This window comes from Streptoalloteichus tenebrarius, from assembly GCF_024171885.1.
Taxonomy (GTDB): domain Bacteria; phylum Actinomycetota; class Actinomycetes; order Mycobacteriales; family Pseudonocardiaceae; genus Streptoalloteichus; species Streptoalloteichus tenebrarius.
The window spans coordinates 86566-106210 of record NZ_JAMTCP010000012.1; the positions used below are offsets into that span (position 1 = coordinate 86566).

At 73.5% G+C, this 19645-nt stretch carries 18 protein-coding genes, 1 tRNA gene and 1 pseudogene; 4 read left to right on the forward strand and 16 right to left on the reverse strand.

The features are described 5' to 3' along the window. Positions 1-340: 340 nt before the first annotated feature. From LX15_RS13395 to LX15_RS13415, 6 genes are all read right to left on the reverse strand, one after another. Positions 341-414: transfer RNA gene (locus LX15_RS13395), tRNA-Leu, on the reverse strand. A gap of 172 nt (positions 415-586) precedes the next feature. Beyond that, positions 587-1663 (reverse strand): SagB/ThcOx family dehydrogenase, encoded by a 1077-nt coding sequence (locus LX15_RS13400; protein ID WP_253669888.1) that lies wholly within the window; start codon positions 1661-1663, stop codon positions 587-589. Next, a complete protein-coding gene (locus LX15_RS13405) occupies positions 1644-2834 on the reverse strand; it encodes an ATP-grasp domain-containing protein (RefSeq protein ID WP_253669889.1) in 1191 nt (396 codons plus the stop codon). Before LX15_RS13405 ends, LX15_RS13400 begins: the two co-directional genes overlap by 20 nt. A 1-nt stretch (position 2835) precedes the next feature. After that, positions 2836-2958 (reverse strand): hypothetical protein, encoded by a 123-nt coding sequence (locus LX15_RS32450; protein WP_268844447.1) that lies wholly within the window; start codon positions 2956-2958, stop codon positions 2836-2838. Positions 2959-3216: 258 nt separating this feature from the next. Continuing rightward, positions 3217-4545 (reverse strand): NAD(P)/FAD-dependent oxidoreductase, encoded by a 1329-nt coding sequence (locus LX15_RS13410; RefSeq protein WP_253669890.1) that lies wholly within the window; start codon positions 4543-4545, stop codon positions 3217-3219. A gap of 179 nt (positions 4546-4724) precedes the next feature. After that, positions 4725-5468: a uracil-DNA glycosylase gene (locus LX15_RS13415; protein ID WP_308213462.1), complete on the reverse strand. Its 744-nt coding sequence runs from the start codon at positions 5466-5468 to the stop codon at positions 4725-4727. Between the two features lie 49 nt (positions 5469-5517). On the opposite strand from LX15_RS13415, the gene LX15_RS13420 reads away from it, so the two are divergent. Beyond that, positions 5518-7023 carry a S10 family peptidase gene (locus LX15_RS13420; protein ID WP_253669891.1) on the forward strand — a complete coding sequence of 502 codons (1506 nt, stop codon included), beginning with the start codon at positions 5518-5520 and terminating at the stop codon, positions 7021-7023. 754 nt (positions 7024-7777) lie between these two features. Here LX15_RS13420 and LX15_RS13425 read toward each other — a convergent pair. The 9 genes from LX15_RS13425 to LX15_RS13465 all read right to left on the reverse strand — a co-directional run bounded on the left by LX15_RS13425 (position 7778) and on the right by LX15_RS13465 (position 17049). Beyond that, positions 7778-8797, reverse strand: coding sequence for a hypothetical protein (locus LX15_RS13425; RefSeq protein ID WP_253669892.1), 1020 nt, complete (start codon positions 8795-8797; stop codon positions 7778-7780). After that, positions 8797-9423 carry a hypothetical protein gene (locus tag LX15_RS13430; RefSeq protein ID WP_253669893.1) on the reverse strand — a complete coding sequence of 209 codons (627 nt, stop codon included), beginning with the start codon at positions 9421-9423 and terminating at the stop codon, positions 8797-8799. Before LX15_RS13430 ends, LX15_RS13425 begins: the two co-directional genes overlap by 1 nt. A gap of 56 nt (positions 9424-9479) precedes the next feature. Continuing rightward, positions 9480-10364, reverse strand: coding sequence for a hypothetical protein (locus LX15_RS13435; protein ID WP_253669894.1), 885 nt, complete (start codon positions 10362-10364; stop codon positions 9480-9482). Between the two features lie 382 nt (positions 10365-10746). Next, positions 10747-11700: a Ppx/GppA phosphatase family protein gene (locus LX15_RS13440; protein ID WP_253669895.1), complete on the reverse strand. Its 954-nt coding sequence runs from the start codon at positions 11698-11700 to the stop codon at positions 10747-10749. Positions 11701-11779: 79 nt separating this feature from the next. Continuing rightward, positions 11780-13003 carry a lytic transglycosylase domain-containing protein gene (locus LX15_RS32455; protein ID WP_308213463.1) on the reverse strand — a complete coding sequence of 408 codons (1224 nt, stop codon included), beginning with the start codon at positions 13001-13003 and terminating at the stop codon, positions 11780-11782. Between the two features lie 593 nt (positions 13004-13596). Then, complete coding sequence (locus LX15_RS13450; RefSeq protein ID WP_253669896.1) at positions 13597-14124, reverse strand: DUF501 domain-containing protein; 528 nt, start codon at positions 14122-14124, stop codon at positions 13597-13599. Next, positions 14121-14666 (reverse strand): FtsB family cell division protein, encoded by a 546-nt coding sequence (locus LX15_RS13455; RefSeq protein WP_253669897.1) that lies wholly within the window; start codon positions 14664-14666, stop codon positions 14121-14123. The genes LX15_RS13450 and LX15_RS13455 overlap by 4 nt, the downstream gene beginning before the upstream one ends. Positions 14667-14673: 7 nt before the next feature. Next, complete coding sequence (gene eno / locus LX15_RS13460; RefSeq protein WP_253669898.1) at positions 14674-15960, reverse strand: phosphopyruvate hydratase; 1287 nt, start codon at positions 15958-15960, stop codon at positions 14674-14676. A gap of 45 nt (positions 15961-16005) precedes the next feature. Then, positions 16006-17049, reverse strand: coding sequence for a LysR substrate-binding domain-containing protein (locus tag LX15_RS13465; protein ID WP_253669899.1), 1044 nt, complete (start codon positions 17047-17049; stop codon positions 16006-16008). A 64-nt stretch (positions 17050-17113) separates the two neighbouring features. Between LX15_RS13465 and LX15_RS33555 the strand changes: the two are divergent. The 3 genes and pseudogenes from LX15_RS33555 to LX15_RS13475 all read left to right on the forward strand — a co-directional run. Further along, positions 17114-17491, forward strand: a pseudogene (locus LX15_RS33555) (DMT family transporter); the annotation flags it as partial. 292 nt (positions 17492-17783) lie between these two features. Beyond that, a complete protein-coding gene (locus tag LX15_RS13470; protein ID WP_253669900.1) occupies positions 17784-18062 on the forward strand; it encodes a DMT family transporter in 279 nt (92 codons plus the stop codon). A gap of 13 nt (positions 18063-18075) precedes the next feature. Continuing rightward, positions 18076-18465 (forward strand): tetratricopeptide repeat protein, encoded by a 390-nt coding sequence (locus tag LX15_RS13475; protein ID WP_253669901.1) that lies wholly within the window; start codon positions 18076-18078, stop codon positions 18463-18465. Positions 18466-18594: 129 nt separating this feature from the next. Here the strand turns inward: LX15_RS13475 and LX15_RS13480 are convergent, their stop codons facing one another. Beyond that, positions 18595-19458: a lytic transglycosylase domain-containing protein gene (locus LX15_RS13480; protein ID WP_253669902.1), complete on the reverse strand. Its 864-nt coding sequence runs from the start codon at positions 19456-19458 to the stop codon at positions 18595-18597. Positions 19459-19645 lie beyond the last annotated feature (187 nt).

Below are 19645 nucleotides of genomic sequence, written 5' to 3' on the forward strand. Positions count from 1 at the left end.
CTCGGGCTCCACTGTGGACAATTTCGGGTGACTGTGGACAACACGCCGGGAATCGCAGGAAAACGAATTGACGAATCAACCACTTCTCGTGACCCACCGCCCCCCGAGCCGGCGCGTCCGCCGTCGACTCGCATTCGGCGGCCCTGCCGCTCCCGGCCGCGCCGGGCGCTCGCACACGAGGAGAGAGGCGTTTCCTCGACGCTCCGTGATGATTCGCCGTCCCGCTCCGCCCGCGTTCGGCCCAGCGCCACACCCCCTCACGGGGTAACCGGCCCCAGACAAGATCAGCCCCTCGCCTGTTTTTCCAGGTGAGAGGCCGATCGGGTTTGGCTACGGAGAGTGCCCCCGATCGGATTCGAACCGACACTGGAACCCTTTTAAGGGGCCTGCCTCTTCCGATTGGGCTACGGGGGCAGGAGGAGCCTAGGGCCTTTCGCGGCGGTTGCGAACGAACTTGCCCACAACTCCCCCGCCCGGCCCAGTGACCGACCGTGCCCCCTCGGCCGCACGGAGCAACGGGTGCCGACCCGAGTCGGCACCCGTTCGTCGCTCGTCACACTCCTGTCCCGCACCCGCCCGGGGCGGGTCAGCGGCGGCGGCGCGGCCGCCCCAGCGCGGTCACTCCGAGCACGATCTCGTGGTGGGGATCACAGCCGAGGACCTCCTCCACCAGCTCGTCCCGCAGCGCGGCGGTGAAGCCGATCCGCAGTCCCATGGCGGTCGCCACGAGGTAGGCGGTCTGGGACAGGTGCCCGACGTCCATCTGCACGACCCGGTAGGCGCGGGCGGTGTCGTACTTCCACCGCGTGCGGCCCAACACGGCCGTGTAGTAGATGGCGGCCGCCGCCTCCCCGACCCACTCCTGGTCCCCGGCCGACGCCGCGACCTGCTCCGGCGTCCACGCGCACCCCAACGGCTCCAGCACGTGCCGCGCCGCGTCGTAGTGGTACCAGCCCGGCTCCAGGCCCTCGACGCGTTGCGCGTGCAGGTACAGCTCGACCGGATGCCGACCACCGCCCGAGGGGCTGGTCTTCAGCACCGTGCCGGAACGGCCGATCGCGCCCCGCACCGGGAGCGGGCCGCCCACGATCCGCAGCAGGTGGCCCAGCTCGCCCAGGTCGAGCGGCTCGGGACCGAACCGCCGGCTGGTGCGCCGCTCCAACAGCACCTGCAACAGGGGACGGTTGGCCCACGCGGGAAGGCCGTTGCCCTTGGGCAGCTCCACCGGGCCGGTGCCGATGCGCTTGAACGGCGGGGGCGGCGGGTTGGTGGCGAGCTTGTCGTCCAGCTCGGCGTCCTGCTCGGTCCAGCTCGCGTACCGCGTGTCGCCCAGCGTCCTGGTCGCGAAGTGGAAGTGCCGCGCGGAGGGGCCCCAGTCAGCCCACGCCGCCAGCAGCGCCTGTTCCTCGCCGTGCTCCGGGGACCCCTCCACCACGAGCACGCCGGCCTCGACCAGCTCGTCGACGACCTTGCGCACCGCGGCGGCGTCCTCGGGCGCCAGCTCGGCGCAGACGTCGTCCGGGTCGGCGAACTCGGCGAAGGCCCGGCACACCCGCTCGGCGACCTCGGTCATCTCGAACTGCCTGTGGTGCAGGTAGTCGTCCCAGACCAGGCGCCCTCGGTCGTAGAACAGGGCCGCGTACTCAGCGACCTTGACCCGCATACCGCAGCTCCTCGAACCGGGCGGCCACCCACGCGTGCACGGCGTCGGACACCTCGGTGGTTCCGGCTCGATGTTCGAACCAGCGCCAGTCGCAGTTCACGTTCACCTCGAGGAAGACGTGCTCGCCGTCGACCGCGAGCAGATCGAAGGCGGCCACCTGGAGCCGCCAGTGACGGGTCAACGCGAGCAGTCTTTCACCCAGTGGTGTGGGCAGTCGCGCGCGGTCCACCGTCACGGCCTCGGGGTCGACCCAGAGCTGCGCGGGGTCGTCCTTGCGGACGCGGAAGGTGATCAGCCGCTCGCCCACGACGAACACGCGCAGCTCGTGGTCGGCGCCCAGGTACTGCTGGACGATCACCGGGGCCGGTTCCGGGGTCTCGCCGGCGCGGTTGACGTCGAGGGGTCGGGGGAACAGCCCGTGCAACGCGCCGGGGCGCGGCTCCAGCAGGTGGTGGCCGGTGCTCTTGACGACGCAGGGCCCGCCGCCGGGGCGGTTGCGGCCCGGCCAGGTGGTGACGGCGGTGCGGGGCACGCGGAGCCCGAACGCGGCGGCGTCGGTGAGCTGGGTGAGCCGGTCGAGGCGCGCGGTGTGCCGGGCGGGGTTGACGTGGGCCCAGTCGCCGCGGTGGGCCATCCAGTCGGCCAGGGCCTGCCACTGGGTGCGGGCGTAGGCGCCGGCCACGGTGCGCGGGTCGACGGGCAGGGCGGTGAGGTCGAAGTGCCGGCGCCACACCAGGACCGGGCGCAGCAGCCAGCGGTCCAGCTCGATGATCGGGGTGTCGACGTGCACGGTGAGCGCGAGGTCCAGGCAGCGGTCGACGTCGATGCGGGCCATCCGCACCCCGTGCTCGGCGAGGGCGAGCGACAGCTCGTTCATCTCCATGTCGGCCGCGCGGGCGAGCACCAGCACGCAGGGCACGGGCTCCCCGCCGGGGTCGCCGACCAGGTCGCCGCCGTGCACGCGCTCCTGGAAGTCCAGGCAGGTGGCGGGGGCGCGGAAGAAGTAGTCCTGCCCCTGGAGCAGCAGGGGCGCCGGTCGGTCGGTGATCCGGGAGCGGGAGATCAGGGACCGCGAGGTCGCGGGGTGGGAGGGCCGCTCGGTCCGGTGGGGCGCTACGAGGGGTCCGGGCGGGAGGGGATCGTCCTGCCCGTCCCGCCCGGCGTCGCGCACCTCAGTCGTCCTTCTTCCGGGCGTAGATCTTGTGGGCCCTGGCGTACTCGGAGGCGTACTCGGCCAACACGCCGTCCTCGACCTCACCCCGGCGGACCCGCGCCGCCAACTCCTGGAGCGACATGGCGGTCACCTCTCCCCACACGGTGTTCACACGTTCAGGTGATACACCTTGGGTAGTCTTGGTTTCACCTAACGCAAAGTCAAGTCGGTCCGGTGATTTTGTCACCTGCTGGGACCAACCGCTTGCGACGATCGGGCGCATCAGGTGATCATCCCCAAACACGACGTCGCCCGGAGCCTACGCGGACTCCGGGCGACGATCGACCTCGTCCCGGCGGGCGCACCCGCCGGCCGGGGACCGGCGGGTGGCGACGGCGCGTCAGCCGCCCTTGGCGACCCGCTCGAACTCGGCCTTCGGCTCGTTGATCTGCCCCAGCGAGATCACCTCGCGGCGGAACAGCAGCGCCAGCGTCCAGTCCATGATGATGCGGAACTTCCGGTTGAAGGTCGGCATCTTGCTGACGTGGTAGGCGCGGTGCATGGCCCACGCCGGGTAGCCCTTGAGCTTGATCCCGGCGACGTCGGCGACACCCTTGTACAGGCCGAGGCTGGCCACCGACCCCAGGTACTTGTGGTAGTAGTCCTTGGTCTTGCGACCGCGGAGCGTGGCGACGATGTTGTTCGCCAGCACCTTCGACTGCCGCACCGCGTGCTGGGCCGACGGGCTGCACGTGGCCTGCGGGTCCTCCTCGATCCGGGACAGGTCCGGAACGGCCGTGCAGTCGCCGGCGCCCCAGGCGTCCGGGGTGCCCTCGACCTGGAGCGAGGCGGTGCACCGCAGCCGGCCGCGCGGCTCCAGCGGCAGGTCGGTCTCGGCCAGCACCGGGTTGGCCTTCACGCCGGCCGTCCAGATCACCGTGTCGGTGTCGAACTCGGTGCCGTCGCTGAGCACCACGTGCCCGCCCTCGACGCTCTTGACCAGCGTCTCCAGGTAGACCTCGATGCCGCGGTCCATCAGCCGCTCGACGGTGTAGACGCCCATCTTCGGGCTGACCTCGGGCAGCACCCGGTTCGCGGCGTCCACCAGGACCCACCGCATGTCCTCGGGCTTGATGTTGTCGTAGTACCGGCAGGCGTAGCGCGCCATGTCCTCAAGCTCGCCGAGCATCTCGATGCCGGCGAAGCCGCCGCCGATGACCAGGAAGGTCAGCATCCGGCGGCGCTGCTCGGGATCGGGCGTGCTCGCCGCGGCGTCCAGCCGGGACAGCACGTGGTTGCGGAGGTAGATGGCCTCGCCGATCGTCTTGGCGGCGATGCCCACCTCGGCCAGCCCCGGGATCGGCAGGGTCCGCGCGACGGAGCCCAGCGCGACGACCAACTGGTCGTACTCGATCTCCTCGACGTGGCCGTCCGGCGCCTCCATGGTCGCGACCTTGCGCGCGTGCTCGATCTTGGTGATCCGCCCCGTGAGGACGTTGCACCGCCTGAGCACCCGACGCAACGGCACGACCACGTGCCGCGGCTCGATGGAACCGCCCGACGCCTCCGGAATGAACGGCTGGTACGTCATGTGCGGCTGCGGGTCGACGACGGTGATCGACGCCTCGTTGCGCCGGAGCTTCGACTGCAGCCGCAGCGCGGTGTACAGGCCGACGTAACCGCCGCCGGCCACGAGGATCCGTGTCGGACCGCTCTTCCCTGCTGCCATGGCTCCATGGTCGCACCGCACCCAACCGGTCGCTTGACACCCTCCTTACGGGTGTGACGTCCGTTGTAGACGTACGTCACAGTAGCGGCCCTACGTATGCCTTGACCTGCGGCGTTGGTGGTGCCACATCAGTTCAGGGTGACGGGTGCCCGGTGCGCGACCCGGTTTTTCTTGATCAACTAGAGGGTCGCGAGGCCGGCCGTCGCACCCGCCCTCCGCAACACGTCCTCCACCATCGCCGGGGTCAGCCGCCCGGTGAACGTGTTCTGCTGGCTGGGGTGGTAACACCCGAACAGACGCAGGTCGGCCCCGCCGTCCGTGGCCGGCAGGACGACGTCCACGCCGTGCCCGAACACCGGGCGCGGGGTCGGCACCCGCCACGCCGTGTGGTGCAGCACCGGGAGCAGGGCCTGCCACCCGAACCCGCCGAGCACCACGACCGCCCGCAGCGTCGGCCGCAGGAGCTGGAGCTCCCTGGCCAGCCACGAGCGGCAGTTGTCCCGCTCCCCCGGCGTGGGCTTGTTCTCCGGCGGGGCGCACCGCACCGGCGCGGTGACGCGGGTCCCGTACAGCTCCAGCCCGTCGTCCCTGCTCAGCGCCACGGATTGCGAGGCGAGGCCCACGGCGTGCATGGCCGCGTAGAGCACGTCGCCCGACCGGTCGCCGGTGAACATGCGCCCCGTCCGGTTCGCGCCGTGCGCCGCCGGGGCCAAGCCGACGATCGCCAGCCTGGCGTCCACCGGGCCGAAACCGGGCACGGGGCGACCCCAGTACACCTGGTCGCGGAAGGCCGCCCTGCGCGTGCGGGCCACCTCCTCGCGCCAGGCCACGAGCCGGGGGCAGGCACGGCAGTGGGTGACCAGCTCGTCCAGCTCCGCCAGGTCGGACACGCCGGCGGCGGCCGCGGCCGGATCGGTGAGCACGGAACAACTCCTCCCGTGGTGGGCGTGATCACCTTTAGGGTGACTCAGCATGTCAAAGGACGCCACGGAGCGACGTTCCTCGGGGCAGCCGGACGACGCGGAGGACACCCGGGTCGACGCGAGTCCCGAACCCACCGACGACCTGGTCACCACCCGGCACACCCTGACCGCGGACGGCCGCGAGCTGACCTACACGGCCACCGCCGGCCGCGTCGTGCTGCGCAGGGAGGTGCACAACGACGGCAGGTTCGACGGCCACCTGCCGAAGGCGGAGGTCTTCGTCACCGCGTACACCCTCGACGGGGCCGACCCGGGGACGCGGCCGGTGACCTTCGCGTTCAACGGCGGCCCCGGCTCGTCGAGCGTCTGGCTGCACCTGGGCCTGTTCGGGCCGCGCCGGGTCGTGATGGGCGACGCGGGGAACCTGCTCCCCCCGCCCTACGGGCTGACCGACAACGCCGAGACCCTGCTCGCGCACAGCGACCTGGTGTTCGTCGACCCCGTGTCCACCGGCTACTCCCGGGCGGTCAAGGGTGAGAAGCCGGAGGACTACCACGGCTTCCAGGGCGACCTGGAGTCCGTCGGGGAGATCATCCGGCTGTGGACGACCCGGCACGGGCGCTGGATGTCGCCGAAGTTCCTCGCCGGCGAGTCCTACGGCACGCTGCGCGCCGCGGCGCTCGCCGACCACCTCCAGACGCGCTACGGCATGTACCTCAACGGGCTCGTGCTGATCTCCGCCGTGCTGGACATGGGCACGATCCGCTTCACCCAGGGCAACGACCTGCCGTACGCGCTGTTCCTGCCCACCTACGCGGCCATCGCGCACCACCACGGCCTGCACGGCGACCGGCCGCTGCCCGACCTGCTCGCGGAGGCCACCGAGTTCGCCGCGAAGGACTACCCGTGGGCGCTCAGCCGCGGCGCGCGGCTGTCCGACGCCGAACGCGCCGAGACGGTGCGCAGGGTGGCCTCGCTGACCGGCCTCGACGCGGACTACGTGGACCGGGTCGACCTGCGGCTGGAGCACGTCCGGTTCTTCACGGAGCTGCTCAGGGACCGGCGCCAGGTGGTGGGCCGGCTCGACGGCCGGTTCACCGGGTGGGACCCGGACGCGGGCCGGGAGCACTTCGTCGAGGACCCGTCACTCCTGGCGATCATGGGCCCGTACACGGCGGCGCTCAACCACTACGTGCACGCGGAGCTCGACTACCACAACGACCTGCCGTACGAGATCCTCACCGACCGCGTCCACCCGTGGTCCTACCGGGAGTTCGAGGGCGCGCACGTCAACGTGGCGGACAAGCTCGCCAACGCCATGCGCTCCAACCCGCACCTGCTGGTCCACGTGGCCTGCGGCTACCACGACGGCGCCACGCCGTTCGCCGCGGCCGAGCACACGATGGCGAACCTGGCGATCCCGCCGGTGCTGCGGGACAACATCGAGTTCCGGTACTACGAGGCCGGACACATGATGTACGTCCACGAGCCGACGCGCGTCCAGCAGTCCGCGGACATCGCGGCCTTCCTCCGTTCGGCCGCGCCGACGAGCTGACGCCGAACGCCCGGCCGGACGCGTCGTGCCTCGCGGCGCGGAACGCGTCCGGCCGGGCGGATGTTCCGCGTCTCCCGCCTTCCAGCGACGCGCCAGCGCGCTCTCGTGGCCCCGGGCCGACAGCCCTCGCACCCCGCTCTGGTCAGCCCCCTCCCACCCGGGGGGCGAGCCCCGCTCCAGGCTATCGGCCCAGCTCAGGCGCGCAAAACCCGTTGCCTGTCGCCTGTGGATAACTCCGCTCCACCCCGCCCCGGAAGCCTCTGAAACACCGGGCTGTGGATAACTCGGCCCTTCCAGTTGCGGAACCCCGAACCTCAGGACAAGATCCGCAGGGCTCTGTCGGCCCTCGCGGGGGGGACAAGATGCCGCACTCCAGCGAGCACCAGGCACCACACCGCCTCATCGTCCCGACACCCCGACACCCCGGCGCGACGACGCGACGACCGCACGCCGGAGAGACGACCCCACGCCGGAGAGACGACGAGAAGATCAGGGAACGCGTTCCGCCGTTCCACAACCCCTGGATCGCCTTCCGCCTTTCCCGGTGTCAGGTCGCATCCCGGTTCCCGGATCGAGATGCCAGAACCCGGCCCTGTTCCGCCAGTGCCGACGCGGAATCGCGCGTGAGCGGCAAGAACCCGCCTGAACAACGAAGACGACGCACGAGACACCTCGCCAGGAACCCGCGTTCCTCACCTGACGAAACCCTTGCGCCCCAAGCGGTCCTGGCCGCCGTCCTGAGCCCCGCGCATGCTCAACCCCCGCGCACGAACTCCATCCGCGTGTTGCTGTCGTCGGGAAGCACGACCACGACGCCCCGACCCCTGGTCCAGCCGTCGGGAATCAGAAAGAACCTGTTCCCGGTGTGCTCCACGAGCCGCAGCCCCCGGTACCGGAACCGGTAGTGCGCGTTCTCCGGGTCGAGCCGCGTCTCCTCGGCGATCGAGGTGTCCAGGTGCAGCCGCTCGGTGGCGTAGACGACCACGGCCGGCCGCTTCGCCAGGTCCCGTTCCAGCCCGTCCACCTGCCACTGCCCGTACACCTCGGCGTACCGCGACGCCGACCAGAACAGGCTCAACGCGACGACCGACGCCACCAACCACTTCGCTGACCGCCACCGCCACGACCCGCCGCCGAGCTGCCCGCCCAACCTCACGCCTGGCTGCGCGCCTGCCTGCCCAGCGAGGCGCCGCAACGAAAGGGCGTACAACGACAGCAGCGCCCCCAGCCCGATCGACGCCGGGAAGAGCAGCCGGGCGAGCAGTGGGACCACCAGACGCGCCGCCAGGACCACGGCGGGAAGCACGAGCCAGGCGAGGGCGAGCACGCCCAGCACGCGCCTGGCCCTCGGCCCCGGGCCGTCCCCGCCGAACCGCGCCCGCAGCCGCCCGTCGACCCACAGCCACCCCAGCGCGAGCAACGCGAGGGCGGACAACACCGGGAACAACGGGCCGACGCTGCTGAGCAGGTAGTACTGGTTGGACAGTCCGCGAAGGCTCTCGTCGACGCCCAACGCGCGCGACTCCGCGTCCGCCCGTTGCCAGCCGAAGTAGACCAACAGCGCGGACAGCACGGTGGCGTTGGCCAGCACCCCGCCCGCCAGCCGCGCCAGCTCGGACCAGTCCGTGTTCGGCGCGCCCCCGCCGCCTGTGTCGCCCCCGGCGCCCGTATCGACCCCGGCGCCCCTGCCGACCCCGCCGCTCCTGCCGGCCCCGGCGCCCCTGTCAACCCCGGCGCCACGGCCGGGACGCGGTGCGAGGCGGCGGGGCCGCATCACCGACTGCCCGTCATCCCGGTCGGCTTCCCCGGCGTGGGGCCGGTGCCCGGCCGCGAGGGCGCCGACGTCGTGGTCGTCCCCGTGGGGTACGGGCCCGTGGTTCGCGACGGGCTCGTGGTCCGTCGGGTGGTGGGCGTGGAGGTGGTCACCGCGACACGGGGATCCAGCCGGCGTCCCTCCGGCCACTTCGGCGGCGGCTGCGGCTCGCACGTGATCTGCGAGTCGGGCATCTTGTCCAGCGCGTGCACCAGGTTGCAGTCGATCTCACCGGTGGGGCCCTCGGTGCCCATCGCGAAGCGCTGCTTCATCTGCTGCGTCTCCCTCCGCGCCCGCTCTTCGTCGCCCGACGCCATGGCGATCGCCGCCTGGTAGAGCATCACGTTGCGTGGCGTGGTCATCTCCTGCCAACCGCTGTCGAGCAGCTCCTGCGCCCGCCGGGGGTCGCCCGCCCGCAACGCCTCGTAGATCTCCCGTTCCCTGGACGGCGTCGCGCCGGGCGATACGGGCGGCGGCGGAGGCAACGCCATGCCCTGACCGGCCGGGGTTCCGACGACGTCGCAGCCGGGAAGCAGGAACGCCAGTCCGAGGAGGAGACCCGCCCCGCGCCGCACCATCCGGGTCATCGCCGCTCCTTCCGGGTCTCGGCTGACTCGGCCTCGGCCGGCTCAGCCTGGCCTGATCACGGCACGCGCGAGTCGCGCACGAACTCCAGCCGCACCGAGGGGTCGTTGGCCGGCAGCACCAGGACGACCCCGAACTGCGGCATCCATCCGTCGGAGACCAGGAGGTAGCGGCCGGCCGCGTAGTCCAGGAACCGCAGCCCGCTGTAGCGGTAGCGGTAGCGCGACTCCTCCGCGTCCAGCCGCTCCTCGTCGACCCTCGGAGCGGTCAGGTGGAGGCGCTCCGCGCTGTACACCACGACCTGCGCGTGGTCGGCCAGCCGCGCGGGGAACTCGTCCGCCCAGCGCCGGCCGAGCAGGTCGGCGTAGTTCTTCGCGCCCCACAGCAGGCTCAGGGACACGACGACCACGGTCAGCGCGGTGACCAGGGTGTGCCGCCACCGCGGCTCGGCCCGTCCCCGTCGGACCACGTGCTCCAGGTGCAGGACGTAGAGGGAGACGAGCAGACCCGCGCCGAACGACAGCGGGAGCAACACCCGCGCCGGGCCGGGCGCGGCCCTGCCGACCACCCACACGAGCATCGGGAGCAGCAGCCATGAGCCCGCCAGCACCGACGTGACCTGGCTGAGCACCGGGCTGTGGCCGGTCCTGCGCCACCACGGCCGGAGCCGTCGGTCCAGCCACGCCCACCCGAGCCCCGCTCCTCCGACCAGGAGGGCCAGCGGCGCCAGCGCCGCCACCCCGCGCGCGAGCTGGTCGGCCGCCGACAGGCCGAGGACGTTCTCGTGCAGGCCCAGCGCCCTGGCGTGCGCCCTGGCCCACTCTCGTCCGAAGTAGACGACGAGGACGCCGAGGGCGGTCAGGCCCACCAGGGCGGCGGTGACCTCGCGGGGCGGGTGTCGCCGCTGCTCGCCCGCCGCGCCGCCGTGGTTCGCCCTGGCCATCAGGGGCCGCCCGGGATCTTCGCGTCGACGAGCGCCGACCGCGTCGTTGTCCGTCCGTGAGGTGCCATGGCCACCTCCGCGTCTCGGGCGGAGCACGCCGGAGACACCCGCCCGTCACACCGTCATGAGGCGCCAGCGCACCCCGGCTCGCAACTGGGCGTGTGGGTGACAGGGTCACCTGTGGAGGTGAAGAAGCGGCGCCGCGCACCGGGCCGCGCACCGGGCCGCGCGCCGGTGAGCGGTCCGAGTCCACCGCCGGTCATTCGTCCGACTGCCCTCGGTCGGATGACTCACCACGATTGGCCGCACGGCCCGGTCCGCGTGCCGGGTCGGCCAAGGCGGGCTCGGCCCGGCGATCACGAGCGGTCCCCCACTCACGCCGTCACGCGACGGACAGGGCGATGCCGTCCAGGATGTCGTGTTCGCTGACCACCAGCTCGGTGACACCGGCGCGACGGGCCAGCTCCTCGGCCAGGACCTTCACCACCAGCCCACCGCCGCCGATCACGTCGACGCGGCCGGGGTGGATGCACCCGTACCGCGCGCGCTCGTCGTGCGGCAGCGCGAGCAGGTGGTCGGTGGTGGACCGCACCTGGTCCAGGGACAGCCGCGACAGGTGGGTGCGGTCCGAGTCGTACTCGGGCAGCTCCTGCGCGACGGCCGAGAGCGTCGTCACCGTCCCGGCGACGCCCACCCACGTGCGGGCGTGCTCCACCGGGACCGCCTCGAACGCCTCGGCCAGCACCTCGCGCACGACCCGCTCGGCCTCGGCGACCTCGTCGGGGCTGGGCGGGTCCGACCGCAGGCACCGCTCCGTGATCCGCACGCACCCGACGTCCACCGAGCGCGCGGCCTCCACCAGCGCCTTCGACCCGTCCCAGGTGCCCAGAACCAGCTCGGTCGAGCCGCCGCCGACGTCGGTCACGACGAACGGCCCGTCCTCCGGCTCCAGGTCGCCGACCGCCCCGGTGAAGGACAGCCGCGCCTCCTCGTCACCGGTGATCACCTCGGCGTCGACGCCGAGGACCTGGCGCACCATGCCGAAGAAGTCCTCGCGGTTCGCCGCGTCCCGCGTGGCCGAGGTGGCCACCATCCGCACGCGCTCCGCGCCCTTGCGCCGCAGCACGCGCGTGTAGTCGGCCAACGCGTCGGCGGTGCGCCGCACCGCGTCCGGCGAGAGCACGCCGGTGGCGTCCACGCCCTCACCGAGGCGGACGACGCGCATCTCGCGGTGCACGTCGCGCAGCCAGTGCGACCCGTCGTCCCTGGTGGTGACGTCGGCGACCAGCAGGCGGATCGAGTTCGTCCCGCAGTCGATCGCAGCGACCCGCGACATGGGCGTCCTCCCGGTGGTGAGGGGTTTCCCCAACCACGATAGAGAGCGCGGGAGACCGGCCGGCGCGGCCGTCCCGCTCTCAGCGGGACGGCCGGACGCCCGGCGTGGGCGCGGGGGTGGTGGTCGGGGTGCCCGCCGGGCCGGTCGACGTGCCGGTCGTCGTCGTGGTCGTGGTCGTCGTGGCGCACGGCGAGGACGTCGGCGTCGGGCTCGTCGACGTGCTGGGCGAGGTGGTCGTCGTCGTGGTCGTGGTGGTCGTGGTGGTCGTCGACGTCGTGCAGTTCGGCGTGCTCGTCGTCGGGCCACCCGTCGTCGTGGTCGTGGTGGTGGTCGTCGTCGTGGTGGTGGTCGTGGTCGTCGTGGAGGTCGACGAGCTGGTGGACCCCGCGGTCGACGAAGACCCCGAGGAACCCTGGTTCGGCGGCGGCACGTCTCCCCCGCCGCCCTGCCGGGCGTCGTCGGGGCGCGGCGGGGCCGGGGGCGGCCCCTGCGGCGGGAACGCCAGGACGTGCTCGTCCGCCGGACCCGGCTCGATGTCGAGCGGGGTGACCCCGGACGCGTAGGCCCTGGCCCAGCTCAGGACGTCCCGCACGTACTCGTTGGAGTGGTTGTAACGGAAGACCGCGGCGGCGAGCTGGCGCGGGTCGCGCAGGTTGGTGTTGTAGGCGCACAGGTACTTCCCCGCGGCCAGCGCCGCGTCGAAGACGTTGTGCGGGTCGGCCTTGCCGTCGCCGTTGCCGTCGGAGGCGTAGGAGGCCCAGGTGGAGGGGATGAACTGCATGGGGCCGACGGCCCGGTCCCACGTGGTGTCGCCGTCGAACCGGCCGCCGTCGGTGTCGCGGATGGCGGCCATCCCCGGCCCACCGGACAACTGCGGCCCGAGGATCGGGCTGATGGTCCTGCCGTTCACGTCGACCCGGCCGCCCCTGGCGTGGCCCGACTCGATGCGGCCGATGCCGGCCAGCACCGACCAGTGCAGGCCACAGCCGGGCTGGGTCTGGGCCAGCGTGCGCTCGGCCCGCTGGTAGGCCTGGAGCACGATGCCCGGCAGGCCCAGCGGGCCGCTCGGCACCGTCGACAGCGGCCCGCCGGCGCCCAGCTCGCCGTCGCCCAGGTCGTCGAGCAGGTCGGGGCTGACGTCCTCGGCCGAGGGCAGCCGACCGGCCGCGCCCAGCTCCGAGCTGTTGCTGGCGTTCAGGACCGCGAGGACGTCACCGGCGCCTGGCATCTCCAGCCCCACCGGGCCGCCGTCGGCGGCGGGCAGCAGGCCCACCGTCCCGGTGCCGGCCACGGCGACCGGCACCAACAGGGCGCCGAGAATGGCCGCCGCTCCTCCGAACCGGTGACGACGGCGGGAGCCCCGCCGCCGCGATCTTCTGCCTGCCTTCCCGTGCGGCGCTGCCACGAATGCCCACACCCTCCTCGAACCGCCCTGGCCGGTCGCGGCGTCGCCGCGGTCCCGGTCCGGACGTCCCCTTCGTAGCCTTCCCCAGCGTGCCCGGCGGGCCACGCGCTGTCACCACATCTCACCGGAGGACTCGGCCGTCCGCACCTCGTCCCCGGCGTGTCGCCCGACACCGTGAAGGACCCGGGACCGCCGATCCCCCGGAAGGGCGACGGTCCCCAGACCAGCAGGAACAGCGCGCGGTCACAACCCGCCGTTCGGCGGACCGCCCGCCCTCCCGCCGACACCGACCGGTCGCACCGACACCCTCGGCCGCTCCCGGGAGGGCCGACGACGTCACCTCGACCCGTCGTCCCCCGAGATGATGATGGCCGGCACGGGATCAACGCCGTGTGAGGCCGCGCGCCTCCGGACGACGGAACTCCCGACGACGGGCCTCCGGACGACGGAACTCCCGACGACGGGCCTCCGGACGATCGGTCTCCGGGCCGTCAGGAGGTGTGGACGCAGCTCCCGGTCCGCCACCACTCGCCGAGCAGCTCCAACGCCTCGTCACCGAACGGGTTGACCCCGGGGCCCATCGCCAACGAGTGCGCGACCAGCGCGTGCAGGCACTTCACCCTGCCGGGCATGCCGCCAGCCGTGACCGTCGTGCCGAGCGGTTCGAGCGCGTCCCGCTGGGCGAGGTAGGACTCGTGCGCCGCCCGGTACCGCGCGGCCAGCTCCTCGTCCTCGGCCAGCCGGTCGGTCATCTCCCGCATCAGCCCGGACGCCTCGAGCGTGCCGATCATGGCCGCCAGCTTCGGGCAGGTCAGGTAGTACAGCGTCGGGAACGGCGTGCCGTCCTCCAGCCGGGGGTTGGTCTGCACGACCGTGGGCAGGCCGCACCCGCAGCGGTGCGCCACCGCCCGCAACGCCCTGGGCGGCCGGCCGAGCTGGGCCTGGATCGCCGCCCGGTCCGCCTCGCTCACCGGCTCCAGGCGCGGCGGCTGCGCCGGCTGGGGTTCCTGCCCCGTCACGATCCACTCCCCGCGATCGAGTTCCACAGCTCCGTGTACCACTCCGCGCGCGCACCCCGCGGCTGCTGCCGGGGCTGCTGCGCCTGTTGGCTCGGCGGGAGCTGCACGACGTACGGCGTCTCGCCGGGCCGGACGAACCGCAGCCGACGACGGGCCTCGGCCTCCACCTGGGCCGGGTCGTCGAGCTGCTCGCGCCGCCGCCGCAGGTCCTCCACCTCACGGCGCAGGTCGTCCTGGCGGCGCTGTTCCTCCTGCACCGCGGCCCGCTGGCTGAGGTAGGTGCGCAACGGCACCGCGACGCTCAACGCCAACGCGCACACGACGAGCGCGAGCATCGCGGCGCGCCGGGTGGAGGACAACCCGAACGCGCCGCCGGTGCCCGGTGCCACGCGCTGCCGCCGCCACGGCGGGGGGAAGCGGCCGGAGCGGGGCGCCCCGGCGCGTCCGCCGCGCGTGGTGCGTCGAGCGCGTTCGGGGCGGCGCGCCGACGAGGGGTCGCCCCGTCGGCGGCGCCGCTCCCGGTCCTGCTCGCGCCCGGTCATGCCGGGATCAGCTCTCCGGGCTGTACCGAGGGAAGGCCAGCTCGCCGGCGTACCGGGCGGCGTCGCCGAGCGCCTCCTCGATGCGGAGAAGCTGGTTGTACTTGGCCACGCGCTCGCTGCGCGCCGGCGCGCCGGTCTTGATCTGGCCGGAGCCGACGGCGACCGCGAGGTCGGCGATGGTGGTGTCCTCGGTCTCGCCGGAGCGGTGGCTCATCATCGTGCGGTAGCCGCAGGAGTGGGCCAGGGTGACGGCGTCCAGCGTCTCCGACAGCGTGCCGATCTGGTTCACCTTGACCAGCAGGGCGTTGCCCGCGCGCCGCGAGATGCCCTCCTCCAGCCGCTCGGGGTTGGTGACGAACAGGTCGTCGCCCACGAGCTGGACGCGCTCGCCCAGCTCGGCGGTGAGCCGCACCCAGCCGTCCCAGTCGTCCTCGGCCAGCGGGTCCTCGATGGACACCAGCGGGTAGGCGTCGAGCAGCTCGGTGTAGTACGCGGCCATCTGCTCGGCGCTGCGCTTGGACTTCTCGAACGTGTAGGCGCCGTCGGCGTAGAACTCGGTGGCGGCGACGTCGAGCGCGAGCACGATGTCGCGGCCCAGCTTGTAGCCGGCCTTGTCGACGGCGGCGGCGATCAGGTCGAGCGCCTCGCGGTTGTTCGGCAGGCTCGGCGCGAAGCCGCCCTCGTCGCCGAGGCCGGTCGCCAGGCCCTTCGTCTTCAGCACCGACTTCAGCGCGTGGTAGACCTCGGTGCCCCAGCGCAGCGCCTCCCTGAAGGACTCGGCGCCGATCGGGGCGATCATGAACTCCTGGATGTCCACGTCGGTGTCGGCGTGGGCGCCCCCGTTGAGGATGTTCATCATCGGCACCGGGAGCAGGTGCGCGTTCGGGCCGCCCACGTAGCGGAACAGCTCCAGCCCGCTGGACTCGGCGGCGGCCTTGGCCACGGCGAGGGACACGCCGAGGACGGCGTTGGCGCCCAGCCGGGACTTGTCGGGCGTGCCGTCGAGGTCGATCAGCTTCTGGTCGATGACCCGCTGCTCCACCGCCTCGACGCCGACCAGCTCGGGGCCGATCTCGTCGAGGACGGCGCTGACCGCCTTCTCGACGCCCTTGCCGGAGTACCGGTCGGCGACGCCGTCGCGCAGCTCGACCGCCTCGTGCTCGCCGGTCGACGCGCCGCTGGGCACCGCGGCGCGGGCCAGGGTGCCGTCGTCCAGCGCGACCTCGACCTCGACCGTGGGGTTGCCGCGAGAGTCCAGGATCTCGCGGGCGCCGACCTGCTCGATGACCGCCACGTGCGCTCCTTACCAGCGTGCGGACTGCCACAACCGGGGCCGAGCCTAGTCGGCCGCTCCTGGCTCGCCGGTCGGGGACGCGCGGTGCCGACGCACGTCACAACCCGCCAGGTAGGGGGCGTCGGGTCCGGACACCGCGACGGCGGGCGTGTCGGCAGGTGTGCCGACGGGAGTGTCGGCATGTGGTCCGCCGCCAGGACCACCAGGGTCACCCGCGCCGCCGGGGGCGACGAGGACCGCGCGGAGGGCCGCGGCGGCGTCCCTGGCCAGGTCGACGGGCAGGCCCTTGCGCACCCTGACCCTCAGGGGCCGCGACGGCACCTCGGGCAGCTCCGGGCATCGGACCAGCCCCTCCGCCCGGCGGGGGCCGGCGGGCAGCAGCGTGACGCCGAGCCTGGCCCTGGCCCTGGCCGCGGCCTGCACGCCGGCGAGGTCGGCGGCCTCGACGACGACGTCGGCCGGGATCCCGGCGGCGGCCAGCGCCTCCAGGCCGATCCGGCGCAGGGCACAGGGCTCGTGGTACGCGACGACCGGCAACGGCCGGCCGGGACGCGGCCGCCAGTCGGGGGCGGCGAACCAGGCAAGCGGCACGGTCCCCGCCGCGCGGGTGCGGCCGCCGGTCGGTGCGCCGAGCAGCACGGCGAGGTCGACGACCCCCTGCTCGACCGCCTCGGTCAGCCGGGCGCCGCGGTCGAGCCGGAACCGCACCTCGGTGCCGGGCAGGGCGACGCGCAGGGCGTGGGCCAGCTCGGGGAGGAACTGGTCGGCGGCGTACTCGGCGGAGCCGACGACGAGGGTGCCGGTGTCCTCCACGCCGAGTCGGCGGATCGCCTCGTCGTGCAGGGCGCGCAGCCGCCGGGCCTCGGTCAGCAGCGCCTCCCCCGCCGGCGGGAACCGGAAGCGACGCCCCTCCCTGCGCACCACGGGGCGCCCGAGCACGCGTTCGAGGCGGCGCACGTGCTGGCTGACCGCCGACTGGGTGAGGTGGAGCGCGGCGGCGGCGCGGTGGAAGCCGCCGCGAGTCGGCCACCGCGACCAGGCTGCGCAGCGGGACGATGTCCAGGACCGACGCCACGGGGCGGAGACCACCGCGACGACCGCGACCGCCGATGACCGATCGCGTTTCCTGATCGATCGCGATCACTGATCATTGTTGGACGGCGCTGCGCGGCCGCGTCGAAGCTGCCCGCGTGCGCATCCCCCTGGCCTCGCCGCGCTCACGAACCTGATCTGGGCCACGAGTTGCCTGGCCGGCGCGCTCGGCGTCTCGGCGGCGCCCCCGTTCCTGGTCACCACGGTCCGGTTCGCCCTCGCCGCCGTCCTCATGGGCGTCATCGCGGTGGTGGCGCGGGCCAGGTGGCCGCGCACGCCGTCTGCTCGCGCACGTCGCCGTGTCTGGGCTGCTGTTCCAGGGCGTGCAGTTCGTGGGGGTCTATGCGGCATGCGCGCCAGGGTTCCGGCCGGAGTCACGCCCCTGGTCATCGGACTGAACCCGGTGGTGATCGCGGGACTGGCCGCAGTGCTGCCGCGCGAGCGGATCGGTCGGACGCGGGTGGTGGGCCTGGTCGTGGGCGTGGCGGCCGTGGTCGCCGCACTGGGCGGTCGCCGTCGAGACCGGGATCGACGCCGGCATCGGGTTCACGCTGCTCGGGCTGGTCGGCGTCTCCGCCGGCGCGGTCTACCAGCAGCGGTTCTGCCAGGGCGTCGACGTGAAGGCGGCGAGCACCGTGCAGCTCGTCACCGCGACCCCCGCTGGTCGGGGTGCTCGCGCTGCTCGAACCGGGGACGGTCACCGAGCCGCTCCAGGCCGCACTGGCCGTGGTGTGGCTCGTCGTGTTCGGGTCAGCGGCGAGGGCACGTTGTTCCTGGAGGTCGTCCGGTGGGGCGGTGCCGCCAGGGCCGGCACGCTGTTCAGCGCCGTCCCCTCGGTGACCGCGGTGATCTCCTGGCTGGTGCTGGGTGAGACGCCCACGGTCGGGGCGGTCGTCCGGCTGGTGCTCGGTGCCGTCGTCTGCGCGTTGGGTACCCGGACGCCGAAGGGGACCGAACCGGACTGCGGCACCCACCAGATGGCGGTCCAGGAACAGCCGACCCGGGCGTAGCGTTAGGCGGACCATGAGCGCGGACACTCCGTTCGAGGCGTTCCGGCGGGCCGAGTCGTTGCTGGCGGCACGGCAACCGCTGGCGGCGCTCCGCGCGCTGCGCCCCGTGCTCGACGAGGCGCCGCACGCCAGGAGCGTGCACCTGCTCGCCGCCCGCGCCTACCTGTTGTCGGCCCAGCTCCGTCGGGCCGAGAAGGCGTTCCGCCGGGTACTGGAGATCGACCCCAGCGACCACTACGCGCGGTTCGCCCTCGGCAGGACGTTGGAGCGGCAGGGCCGGCTCGCCGAGGCCCACACCCAGCTCAGGATGGCCGCGGTCATGCACCCGAGCCCGGACTACCAGGAGGCCCTCGGCGAGGTGCGGGCGCGGATCGCGGTGCAGAACGACCGCGACTCCTCCTGACGGCCGCTCCAGCCCCGGGCGCCCGGCCCGACCGCTCGCGCCACCACTCCCCCCTGAGGCGCCCTGAGGCGCGCCGCGACAACGGCGCCGCGAAAAGGGCACCCGGCGACGGCTCCCCGCGAGGGCGTCTCAGCTCGTGCTGGCGCGGGCGTACCGCTCGGCCACGCCGAACACCCGCTGCCCGTAGTCGACGGAGTTGTTGTACGAGCGGAGGGCGGACCACCATCCCTCGCCGGTGGACAGGTCGCGCCCGTTCGCGCAGAGGTAGCGCGCGGCGGTCATCGCCGCGTCGTCGATGTTCTGCGGGTCCGCCACCCCGTCGCCGTTGCCGTCGGTCGCCCAGATGGCCCAGGTGGCGGGGATGAACTGCATCGGACCGACCGCGCGGTCGTGCCGGGTGTCGCCGTCGAGCCGGCCCTGGTCGGTGTCCGGGATCGCCTCCAGCCCCGGCGAGCCGTCCAGCGCGACCCCGATGATCGGCTTGGACGGCCGGCCGTCGTCCCCGAGGGTGGCCCCGCCCCACCGCCCGTGGTCGGACTCGACCCGCCCGATCCCGGCCAACGTGGCCCACGAGATCCGGCAGGCAGGCGCCTTCGCCCGCATCGCCAGGTCGGCGCGCACGTAGGCGCGCAGCGCCCTGGCCGGGGCCCCGGTGCGGTCGGCGATCCGGCGCGCCCACTCGCCGACCGGGTCGGGCGCCCCGGTCTGGCCGTCGGGGGCCGTGGCCTGCCCGGTCTCGGGCAGGCCGCCGAAGGCGGGCGCGGCCGAGCCGGGCTCCACCGGAGCGGGGTCGACGGGGTCGCGGACCCCCTGGGTGGGCAGGCGGTTGAGCGCGCCCAGCACCCAGGCGACGCCGGCCACCACGGCGAGCAGCGCGGTCAGCAGGAACGCGACCAGCGCCAGTCGGCCGAGCAGCCGGGCGGTCCGCCGGCGCGGGGGGCGCGGGTCCGCCGAGGGGGGCGCGGAGGGGAACGACGCCTCGGTCCTGGGCACGGCGACCAGGCTACGTGCGGAAAGTGGATCGAGAACGCCGGCGTTCGGACCGACCACCCCCGGAGATCGCCCGGTGGGACGCTCCCACTGCCCGCCGAACGGCCCAGCTCCCCGGTCGGGTGATGGTCGGGTGATGGAAGAGCACCCGACACGGGGACCGGACCCCGCACGCGGAGCCCGGGGTGTG

Bases quoted from the DNA above. Each gene is read 5' to 3' on its own strand.
- LX15_RS13400 (WP_253669888.1), bottom strand. From the start codon at position 1,663: ATGCGGGTCAAGGTCGCTGAGTACGCGGCCCTGTTCTACGACCGAGGG.
- LX15_RS32450 (WP_268844447.1), bottom strand. From the start codon at position 2,958: ATGTCGCTCCAGGAGTTGGCGGCGCGGGTCCGCCGGGGTGAGGTCGAG.
- LX15_RS13410 (WP_253669890.1), bottom strand. From the start codon at position 4,545: ATGGCAGCAGGGAAGAGCGGTCCGACACGGATCCTCGTGGCCGGCGGC.
- LX15_RS13420 (WP_253669891.1), top strand. From the start codon at position 5,518: ATGTCAAAGGACGCCACGGAGCGACGTTCCTCGGGGCAGCCGGACGAC.
- LX15_RS13425 (WP_253669892.1), bottom strand. From the start codon at position 8,797: ATGCGGCCCCGCCGCCTCGCACCGCGTCCCGGCCGTGGCGCCGGGGTT.
- LX15_RS13430 (WP_253669893.1), bottom strand. From the start codon at position 9,423: ATGACCCGGATGGTGCGGCGCGGGGCGGGTCTCCTCCTCGGACTGGCG.
- LX15_RS13435 (WP_253669894.1), bottom strand. From the start codon at position 10,364: ATGGCCAGGGCGAACCACGGCGGCGCGGCGGGCGAGCAGCGGCGACAC.
- LX15_RS13440 (WP_253669895.1), bottom strand. From the start codon at position 11,700: ATGTCGCGGGTCGCTGCGATCGACTGCGGGACGAACTCGATCCGCCTG.
- LX15_RS13455 (WP_253669897.1), bottom strand. From the start codon at position 14,666: ATGACCGGGCGCGAGCAGGACCGGGAGCGGCGCCGCCGACGGGGCGAC.
- LX15_RS13475 (WP_253669901.1), top strand. From the start codon at position 18,076: ATGAGCGCGGACACTCCGTTCGAGGCGTTCCGGCGGGCCGAGTCGTTG.